Origin of the sequence: Nostoc sp. (assembly GCF_036917555.1) — a bacterium.
In the GTDB taxonomy this organism is placed as follows: Bacteria; Cyanobacteriota; Cyanobacteriia; order Cyanobacteriales; family Nostocaceae; genus Nostoc.
Window position 1 is genome coordinate 159,380 of sequence record NZ_JBALDD010000021.1, and the last position, 8,817, is coordinate 168,196.

8 protein-coding genes are annotated in these 8,817 nt (G+C 38.2%); 3 read left to right on the forward strand and 5 right to left on the reverse strand.

All coding sequences use genetic code 11. The features are described from left to right. Nucleotides 1-883: 883 nt before the first annotated feature. Nucleotides 884-2,071, forward strand: a complete 1,188-nt coding sequence (locus V7K60_RS07955) for a serine/threonine-protein kinase (RefSeq protein WP_334924382.1) — start codon at nucleotides 884-886, stop codon at nucleotides 2,069-2,071. Between the two features lie 220 nt (nucleotides 2,072-2,291). After that, nucleotides 2,292-3,371, forward strand: coding sequence for a PstS family phosphate ABC transporter substrate-binding protein (locus tag V7K60_RS07960; protein ID WP_334924384.1), 1,080 nt, complete (start codon nucleotides 2,292-2,294; stop codon nucleotides 3,369-3,371). Between the two features lie 134 nt (nucleotides 3,372-3,505). Here the strand turns inward: V7K60_RS07960 and V7K60_RS07965 are convergent, their stop codons facing one another. From V7K60_RS07965 to V7K60_RS07985, 5 genes are all read right to left on the reverse strand, one after another. Next, the gene (locus V7K60_RS07965) at nucleotides 3,506-3,841 is read right to left on the reverse strand and encodes a XisI protein (protein WP_334924386.1); all 336 of its coding nucleotides are present in this window, start codon (nucleotides 3,839-3,841) and stop codon (nucleotides 3,506-3,508) included. After that, nucleotides 3,829-4,245, reverse strand: coding sequence for a XisH family protein (locus V7K60_RS07970; protein ID WP_334924388.1), 417 nt, complete (start codon nucleotides 4,243-4,245; stop codon nucleotides 3,829-3,831). Before V7K60_RS07970 ends, V7K60_RS07965 begins: the two co-directional genes overlap by 13 nt. 91 nt (nucleotides 4,246-4,336) lie before the next feature. Continuing rightward, complete coding sequence (locus V7K60_RS07975; RefSeq protein ID WP_334924390.1) at nucleotides 4,337-6,166, reverse strand: tetratricopeptide repeat protein; 1,830 nt, start codon at nucleotides 6,164-6,166, stop codon at nucleotides 4,337-4,339. Next, entirely contained in the window at nucleotides 6,156-7,448 is a 1,293-nt protein-coding gene (locus V7K60_RS07980) for an ATP-binding protein (RefSeq protein ID WP_334924391.1), read from the reverse strand. Before V7K60_RS07980 ends, V7K60_RS07975 begins: the two co-directional genes overlap by 11 nt. Nucleotides 7,449-7,994: 546 nt before the next feature. Then, nucleotides 7,995-8,321: a hypothetical protein gene (locus V7K60_RS07985; RefSeq protein WP_334924393.1), complete on the reverse strand. Its 327-nt coding sequence runs from the start codon at nucleotides 8,319-8,321 to the stop codon at nucleotides 7,995-7,997. A gap of 174 nt (nucleotides 8,322-8,495) precedes the next feature. Between V7K60_RS07985 and V7K60_RS07990 the strand changes: the two genes are divergently transcribed. After that, complete coding sequence (locus V7K60_RS07990) at nucleotides 8,496-8,762, forward strand: hypothetical protein (RefSeq protein ID WP_334924394.1); 267 nt, start codon at nucleotides 8,496-8,498, stop codon at nucleotides 8,760-8,762. Nucleotides 8,763-8,817: the final 55 nt, after the last annotated feature.

Below are 8,817 nucleotides of genomic sequence, written 5' to 3' on the forward strand. Positions count from 1 at the left end.
TCTAAGGACTGAGTAAACCAATAAATAAAGAAAGTTCGCAAATTTATGCGAATTTAATTTCAGGAAATACAGTCCTAATATTTTTTCTAGTCAGGAAAGTGGAAACTTGAAGTTCTTCGAGAGATTGCAATCATTGTAATTCGCCATTTTGCTTTCTCATTTAAGTAGCTCATACCAATTCAAAAAATGTTTACGACAGATAACCCAACGCGCACTCTTGCCTTGCTAAGGGTAGGGTAAGGGTAAATTCTTTTTTAACAATTGGTATCACATATTAATTGTGGTATTTCGTGGAAGCGAATACGCATTACAGATTTGCCAGAATTATGAGTAGATCGAGATCATATATGTGAGTGATTGAAAAGTTACACCTAATTTACCTCAAAAAGCATCACTCGATATTTACTTCAAAAACTTACCCGATCTTTTTTAGTTTTTTCGTCAAACTCACATTGATCTGGCAACGCGATCGCGGTTAGTAATGACTCAAATTTGGTAACAAAATTGCGGCAAACACGTAAGGGCATTTGTGCCTTTAAATTTTACTATCCAAGGTTTTCTCAGTAATCAGACTTAACAATTAAAATAAATAAATATCCTGACTCCTGAATATTATTGTCTGCCCACAGTTTAAATACTGTGAACTAGTGTTAAATTTACTTAAGTGAGAAATTACAGAAGTATTTCATAAATTATTTTTGTATTAAGATAATTATAAAGGTATTAAATAAAGCAATCAAGCAACTAAGCATCCAATTTATCCAAAGCATAGGTCGCGCGATGGCTAACTGCCGCAAATACCAGCAAATTTAGCAACAAGCAGTTATTCATAACCTCACCCAAGCTCTGAATGGTCAGTAAATTAAGAAGTAGTATACGCCACATGAGCCAGAACCCTCTAGTCAGAAAAACACTCCGAAGTCGCTTTGAGACTGTCAAAGTGATGGGAAGCGGAGAATCTGATAATACTTACTTGTTAGGGGGTGCTATACGTAACAGACATCGATATTCTCTCAACAGAAAAACACTTCGGAATCGCTTTGAGATTATTAAACACTTAGGAAGTGGAGGTTCTGCTGATACCTACTTGGCCATTGATTTGGATTTACCAGGACAACCCCATTGTGTCGTCAAACATCTCCACCCAAAAGATTCCAATCCTGCTGTTCTACCCATTGCTAAAAAGCTATTTGATCGGGAAGCGGAAGTTTTATACCAGCTAGGCAACAACCACGATCAAATTCCGAGACTGTTTGCCCATTTTGATGAAGATGGGGATTTCTATTTAGTCCAGGAATTTATTGACGGTCATGCCTTGACTCAAGAAATTGTATCAGGTCAGCCTCTTAACGAGAATACAGTTTTAACTTTATTAAAAGACATCCTCGAAGTGCTGGCTTTCGTCCACCAACACGATATTATTCACCGAGATATTAAGCCTCAAAACTTAATGCGGCGGTACTCCGATCAAAAGATTGTGCTAATTGATTTTGGGAGTATTAAGAAAATTGGTGCTTTGGGAGCAGGCTTAACAATTGCTGTTGGGACTCCTGGCTATATGCCAAACGAACAGGCTAAGGGAAAGCCAAAACTTTGCAGCGATATCTATGCAGTAGGGATGATTTGCATTCAAGCTTTGACAGGTTTAATACCTGAGCAACTACCAGAAGATCCCAGTACTGGAGAAGTTATCTGGCGCGATCGCGCCCAGGTAAGTGATGCTCTGGCAAATATTTTAGATACAATGGTTCGCGATCGCTACAACCAGCGTTATCAGTCTGCTACAGAAGCCTTAGAAGCACTTAATTCTGATTTAGCGTTGTCACAGTCTTCACAATCTTCTGATATCAACCACAAGGCTGATGATACCTATTTGCTAACTTATAAAAACTTCATTTTACTGCTGGGCATCGGTCTTGGTACAATTACTAGTTTGATAGTAATAATTTTAATCTACACATTTATTAATACGGGGACATCGCTTCCAAACCAACCTACTCCACTAAAGAGTTTTCTAGAAAAATTTGTTGAGTTTCCGTTAACTAATACAAATAGTCTACTAGTTAAATAAACACCTAACAGAAGAATCTGTCAAAGCAATTGCACCATTGCAGAAATTACCAAAGAGCAAATTTCATCTCAATGAGAGTTAATCATTTAGTAACAATCATAAAACTGCTTATTAACTAGCTATTACAGATTTATTTTTAATCTAAATATTTCAAGATTACTGTAGGATAAATACTTAGATATTCCTGTAAGATAAATACAATGAAACAATATTTAAAAATATGGACAATACAAATCAAAGGAAAGCTTTAATTAACAGCGAAATTGCCCTCTTTCTCAGAGGTTTGATTATTGGTAAAGTTTTGACAATTATGGTTATTGGCGGATTACTTTGGTGGTTCTTGAAGCCAAATATATTATCGTCCCCCAACAGCGTTAACTCTTCCTCTAATCAAAATTTCAACGGCGTCTCTAATAATGGATCAACTTTTCAGACAGTTGCTGATGTTCCCCCTGCCTCATTCAACTACGGAGGTAGTACCGCTTGGGCATCTATTCGGCGATTGGTAGATTCTCAGATCCAGAGCGATCGCCCGGAACTACAATTACGCTACGTAAACCCTGTTAATGGTAGTCCTGGTTCTAGCTCCGGCATTCGGATGTTGCTTGATGGGAAACTCGACTTTGCTCAGTCCTCCCGTCCCTTCACAGATGAAGAACAAGCTACGGCAAAAGAGCGAGGCTTTACCCTTGAGCAACGTCAGGTGGGTAGGGATGGGATAGCAGTGGTAGTCAATCCATTACTCAATGTATCGGGTTTAACTGTTGACCAATTGCAGCAAATTTATTTGGGGAAAATTACTAATTGGAATCAAGTCGGTGGACCAAATCTACCGATCACAGCTTTTTCCCAACGACCAGAGGATGCAGATGCAGTAATATTTCCTAGTAACAGCGACTTAAAGGGGCAAGCACTTGGCTCGAATGTGCAATATGTCTACTCTGCTACGGAGGCAGTGCGCCAACTCAGTAAAACCCCTGGTGGTGTGTACTACGCTTCTGCCCGTTCAGTAGTCTTTCAATGTAGCGTGAAGGCTTTGCGATTGGGTAGCACTTCCGGTCAGCTAATTGCCCCCTATCGGGAGCCGATGGTTTCGCCCCAGCAATGTCCACCTCAGCGCAATCAGCTAAATACTCAGGCGATCAAAAATGGCAGCTATCCGATGATTGCTAATTTGTTTGTGATTATTAAGCAGAATAAAGGTTCAGAACAGCAGATTGGAAATGCTTATGCCAATCTTTTATTAACTGACCAAGGGCAAAGGGCAATTGAGCAAGCTGGTTTTGTTGGAGTTCGCTAGTAGATTTGAATGACAATTGAGCAAGCTTCCTAACGATCCCCAACTTGTTTAAGAAGTCGGGGATTTAGAGCGATCGCTTTTCTATCCATTTACTACTTGTTCAATATTCATGTATTGATCGCTTGAGTTGAAGTTTACTCGACAGCATAAGAGGTAAACTGGCGCTTAAAAGGAGAATGGAACCCAATAACAATATCAGAAGGAGGTACACCTAACCCAACTAATCGTTCAGCAACAGACTCTTCTGTACCGTTATACTGTATCCATATTTTCCCATCTTGAATATCAAAATGCATAACCGGGCCAAACACCCGCTTATCTCCTTGCCAGCCAACGTAAGCTAGTTGATAATGGTCGTTTTCGTTGTCTAAAATTAATTGTGATTTGACAGTATCGGTATTAGACGTGATCTGTTGATGTTCGCTCAGAATTTGTTTGATAAATTGTCGATAGTGTTCTATTTTATCCATAGCCGAATTTCCTCACGTTTTGGGTCATAAATTATTAACTTAACTTGGTAACGATGAAGGGTGCGTTGGACAAAAGAAAGTTGGAAAAAGTCTTGATATGTTTCGAGCGGAACGGCTAAATAAAGCACTCTGTCTGCTTCTTTCTCTTCAATAGCTTGGCAGTAATTTAAATATTGTCCGAGTGCAGTATGAAATTCACTGATATCTGAATCTGCAATAAAACTCTTAATTTCAACAGCTATTTTTTCTGTATTCCGTTCTGCGGCAATGGCATTTTCAGCTGCTAAGTCTATTTGTAGTTTAATCGCTTCACTAACACGAATTGTAAAAGGGTCGTGAGTAATTATCCACCCATCTTTGATTAATGCTTTTTTTACCTGTTGATGGAAAACATCTTTAGCCATTTTGCTATCTCTAAATTAGAGTCTCAAAATGAAAATATTCCATTTTTATGATATTTTAGCGTTTAGCTTAACCTAAAATTAGATTTTTGCTCTATGCATTGCGTTCCCCGAAGGGGTTGTCGTTCGCGCAGCGTGTCGTAGACAAGACATCGCACTCTCCATTATTCTGCATTGCTGCGGCCAGTTTCTCTAAATTTTGACGAACAGTAATACTACGGTGATGATTTACACCCCAGACTCGTTCACAAATATCTAAAGCTTGCAAATAAAGCGGTTCTGCTTCAGCATAACGTCCAGTTTCACGATAAATTTCTGCCAGATTATTCAGACTTTCGGCAACATTGGGATGATTTTCCCCCAATAGGTGCTTATCAAGTTCTAAAGCTCTTATACATAAGGGTTCCGCTTCATTGTAACGTCCCTGCTCCCTGTACATATAACCAAGAGCATAGATAGTATCTGCTAAAAGCGGATGCGCTTTTTGTAATACACACTGCTTGAGTTCCAATGATTCCAAAAACAAAGATTCGGCTTCACTGTAACGTCCTTGAGCGCGGTATATTAAACCTAAATTGTGCAAATCTGTTGCAACATCAGGATTTTCTTCTCCCAAAAATTGCTTATCTAATTCTATTGCTTGTTGCGACAAAGGTTCGGCTTCACTGTAACGTCCTTGATGATAATAAAGTAGCGCTAAATTATTCAGTATAAGAGCAAAAGAAAGATGATTTTCACCCAGCAGACGTTTTTCAAGTTCTAATGATTGCAGATATAAAGGTTCTGCTTCGTTATAACGTCCTTGTTCATCATATAGTAATGCCAAATTGTTCAGACTGGCAGCGACATCGGCATGGTGTTCTCCCCACAAACGCTTCCTCAGTTCTAAAGCTTCTTGATATAAGAGTTCTGCTTTACTATATTGTCCAGTAGATTTGTAGAGTCCCGCCAAATTATTCAAGCTAGTTGCAAAAGCAGGATGGTTTTCTCCTAGCAGACGTTTCCTCAGTTCTAAAGCTTGTTGATATAAGGGTTCGGCTTCACTGTAGTGTCCCGTTGCACGATATATTCCTGCTAAATTGTTGAGGCTATTAGCTAAGTCTATCTGCAAACCTAATTCATTTTGTAGCTCACTCGCCTGACGCCAATATTTAATTGCTAATTCCTGTTCTTCTTGATAATTTTGAGATTCACCCCGATCTAATCTGCTGTGGTAAATATCGCCCAATCTTGAGTATAACGTAGCCAAGGTGGGATCTTTAGTTCCCCGTTCTTGTTCTACCTTCTCAATTAACCTTTGTAAATCTTGAATGGGTAAGAAAAAGGGGTTGTTTTCATTAGTATCTGCGCTAGCTAATTCTGTGTCTCTAAAAACAAAGCGGATATTTTCTAATTCTTTACCAGGAATAGCATTTGTCTTTTGAGATTCAAACCGGAATACACCATTGCGCCAACTCCAAAAATCAGGGGCTTTTTTAATTAGGTTGACTAAAATTTGGTTAGTTACCCAAAGCACGATCGCAAATGGAAATTCGCGCAATCCTTCCCTTGTCCACTGTAAGTAACCAAAGAATTTCTCCTGTTCTGATTGCTCATTTCCCAATCTGAGAAAATACAATTGTTCAGCACCCGTCACAGTGATTAGCGCCGGGTTCTGCTGACGGAGATACTCTTCTTGTTGCACCAGTTGGTTAAGAGCAGCTTTGAGGCTTGGTTCCTGACGTGCTAAAGTGACTCGATATGCACGCAAGGCGGGTTGTAGTTCAGCTTCATATTCAGCAATAATCTGATCACGAAAGCTAGCATCATCACAAACTGCAATCAGTAAATTTAAGCCCCGCTTTTGAGCTTCAATAGAAACAATTAAATCATCATACGCATCTTGATTTTCTCCTTGATCATCTAATAATTCTTCATTTAACATTAATGGCTCCCTGTCTTTTCAAGCTTTCGATAATAATTGGATGAACATCATACCAAGTTTCATCAGTGCGATACTCTAGAACATACAGCCCATGTAACAAATCTAAAAACTCTGCTTGTTTGGGGTCATTGGGCATAAATTGTTCATACACACTCTGCAAAATATCAATATCAACCTTTCCTAAGCGTATGGAAAAATCATTGCGAATTTTATTGATTGCTTGCAGGAGAATTTTATCATCAATAATAACTTCGGCTGAATGATTTCGCCGGATCGTTCGTAAACATATACGGCAACATTCCTTAGAAATCCGAATTAACTCTCGCAATACACCACCACTATAAATTACGATTTTTTCAGCAGTTTCTGCCGCAATTAATTCACTAGGAATCCGCTTTTGTAAAACTTCACCAAGAATCTTTGTTGCTTCTGGGCGAGGTTGGGCATTTGGGAAGCGATTTTTACCTTTATCAAATATTTTTAAAACAGGCATTGCCACAACTTGATCGTTGGTTTCAGTGGCAATTATTGTGCTAATAAATGTTTCTCGAAGGACTGCGATCGGGATAGTGTAAATAATTTGAAAGTTAGGTTGGCAGAGAGCTTTAATATTATCTCGATAAATTTCGTTAACTCTGCCTAAATCAAGTTTATCTAAATCATCAATAATTACTAAAACGTTTTGTTTAGTTGCAGCTTGAATTAAAGCAGCAATTTCATTAATTCTGGCCACTAAATCTGATAACTTGCGTTCAAACTCTTGCTTAATTTCATCCCGAACGCTAGCATCAGCTTTTAATTTAGAACTAATTAATTTTAAGAGGTCAAAACCGATACTAGCTTCTGTTTGCAAATTTGATTCTTCAGTGCGAGTGCGGGTAGCAAACCACTTATAAAGAGCTTCTTTAGTAGATTGCGGAATATCAACTTTGCGTGCTTCTGCCTCGGTCATTAAATTAACTGCGATCGCAAACAGTATATTAATATGATTAACAGCCGACATTTCAATTTTATCGGCAATAGAAAAGAGAACTACAAAATATTTATCTTGAATTTGTCGGCTAAACTCAGCTAACAAAGTAGACTTACCACATCCTCGATGTCCTGTAAAGACAATTTTGCCATCTCCATTAGGACTATCTTCTACTAATTGGTTCAGGTCTGCAATCAAATCATCACCATATTCGACTCTAAATCTTTCCATTTCGTTCCGTTCCATTAACGGAAACAGTTCGAGATTGCTGTACGCCTCTTGAAAGGAGTTTAATAAGTCTTGAGACATTGGATAGTGCTGTAAACGTGCTAACTATTCATATAATGGCTCATGATTTTTGAAGCACAAGTTTAGGTAATGTCTAGGATAGAGTATGTCTACATAACTTTTCAAATTCAGTTAATAAATAACTACTAGGTGAGTGGTATGTTATGTCTTAAAAAGAGATGCCCTAATCCCCAGATTTCAACCTATCAATAAGTAACAGAGGTCAATAATTAATAAGACTGAATGATAGATTATACATTCGAGAATTTAGACTGAATGATAGATTATACAGATAACATCCTGAAAGCTACTTAACACATAAATAAAATAAAATTTTCAGTTATAAAAATAAATTTTTAGTGTGCTTCGTCTCATCCCCCTCTAGCCGATGCGATGGTAGCTGTTGTTACTATTGGTTATTAGTCTGTCAAGGAATAATTGACGAGTACATTCTTTGTAGAGACGGCGATTTATCGCGTCTCTTTAACGTGTCAGTTTTTTAGACGCGATAAATCGCGTCTCTACATGAGATAAATCATGTCTCTACATGAGGGCTTTCTGACTATCTCAAGCGTATTGGGATAAAACTGGTGACTTGTGTGTACACTGTAGCCTTTTAGGAGAGAGGTCAAAATTGTACCTCACTGGCTCGATAACCGCTATATCACGTCTTTGTAAACTATTATATGAAAGCTCCGTGATTTCAAAACCAGCTTTTGCGACTTCAAAACCAGCTTTTGCAACTTCAAAACCAGCTTTTGCGACTTCAAAACCAGCTTTTGCAACTTCAAAACTAGCTTTTGCGACTTCAAAACCAGCTTTTGCGACTTCAAAACCAGCTTTTGCGACTTCAAAACCAGCTTTTGCGACTTCAAAACCTGCTTTTCTCAACAAATTTCAGCAAATATACCTGCATCTATCTAGTTGGCTAATGCCATCCAATGCTTTTATAATTCTGTAACTTCACCGTGGCTGGTGCATCTGCTTATTGCGTATTTTGATGATATATAAATAACTCAGTGTTTAAGTTCGGGGTTATTTATAAATTAATTCAAACAGGAAAACTATATGACGCAACGCAAACGAAACTCTATAGCACTGACCAAAGCTGAACGACGGATTGAAGGAATGCAGACAATTAACCCTGAGTTAGACTTTAGTAATGGGTTTTCAATTGCTACCTATAACACTAAAGTAATTGAGTTACGAGAGAAGCTAGCGGCTTATAATCAAGCACAAACAATAGTAGATAAGACACACAATGCATTAATAGAAGCAGAACGTCAGTTGAATACTTACAGGACTTACGCAACTGGCACAGCGATCGCCATTTAACAGTACATATATATTACTGAGAGTGAACGTCCAAAAAGGCTCTTGCTTAAATTAA

Excerpts from the sequence above, each read along its gene's own strand:
- V7K60_RS07970 (WP_334924388.1), bottom strand. The coding sequence starts at position 4,245 with ATGGCTAAAGATGTTTTCCATCAACAGGTAAAAAAAGCATTAATCAAA.
- V7K60_RS07960 (WP_334924384.1), top strand. The coding sequence starts at position 2,292 with ATGGACAATACAAATCAAAGGAAAGCTTTAATTAACAGCGAAATTGCC.
- V7K60_RS07990 (WP_334924394.1), top strand. The coding sequence starts at position 8,496 with ATGACGCAACGCAAACGAAACTCTATAGCACTGACCAAAGCTGAACGA.
- V7K60_RS07980 (WP_334924391.1), bottom strand. The coding sequence starts at position 7,448 with ATGTCTCAAGACTTATTAAACTCCTTTCAAGAGGCGTACAGCAATCTC.
- V7K60_RS07955 (WP_334924382.1), top strand. The coding sequence starts at position 884 with ATGAGCCAGAACCCTCTAGTCAGAAAAACACTCCGAAGTCGCTTTGAG.
- V7K60_RS07965 (WP_334924386.1), bottom strand. The coding sequence starts at position 3,841 with ATGGATAAAATAGAACACTATCGACAATTTATCAAACAAATTCTGAGC.
- V7K60_RS07975 (WP_334924390.1), bottom strand. The coding sequence starts at position 6,166 with ATGTTAAATGAAGAATTATTAGATGATCAAGGAGAAAATCAAGATGCG.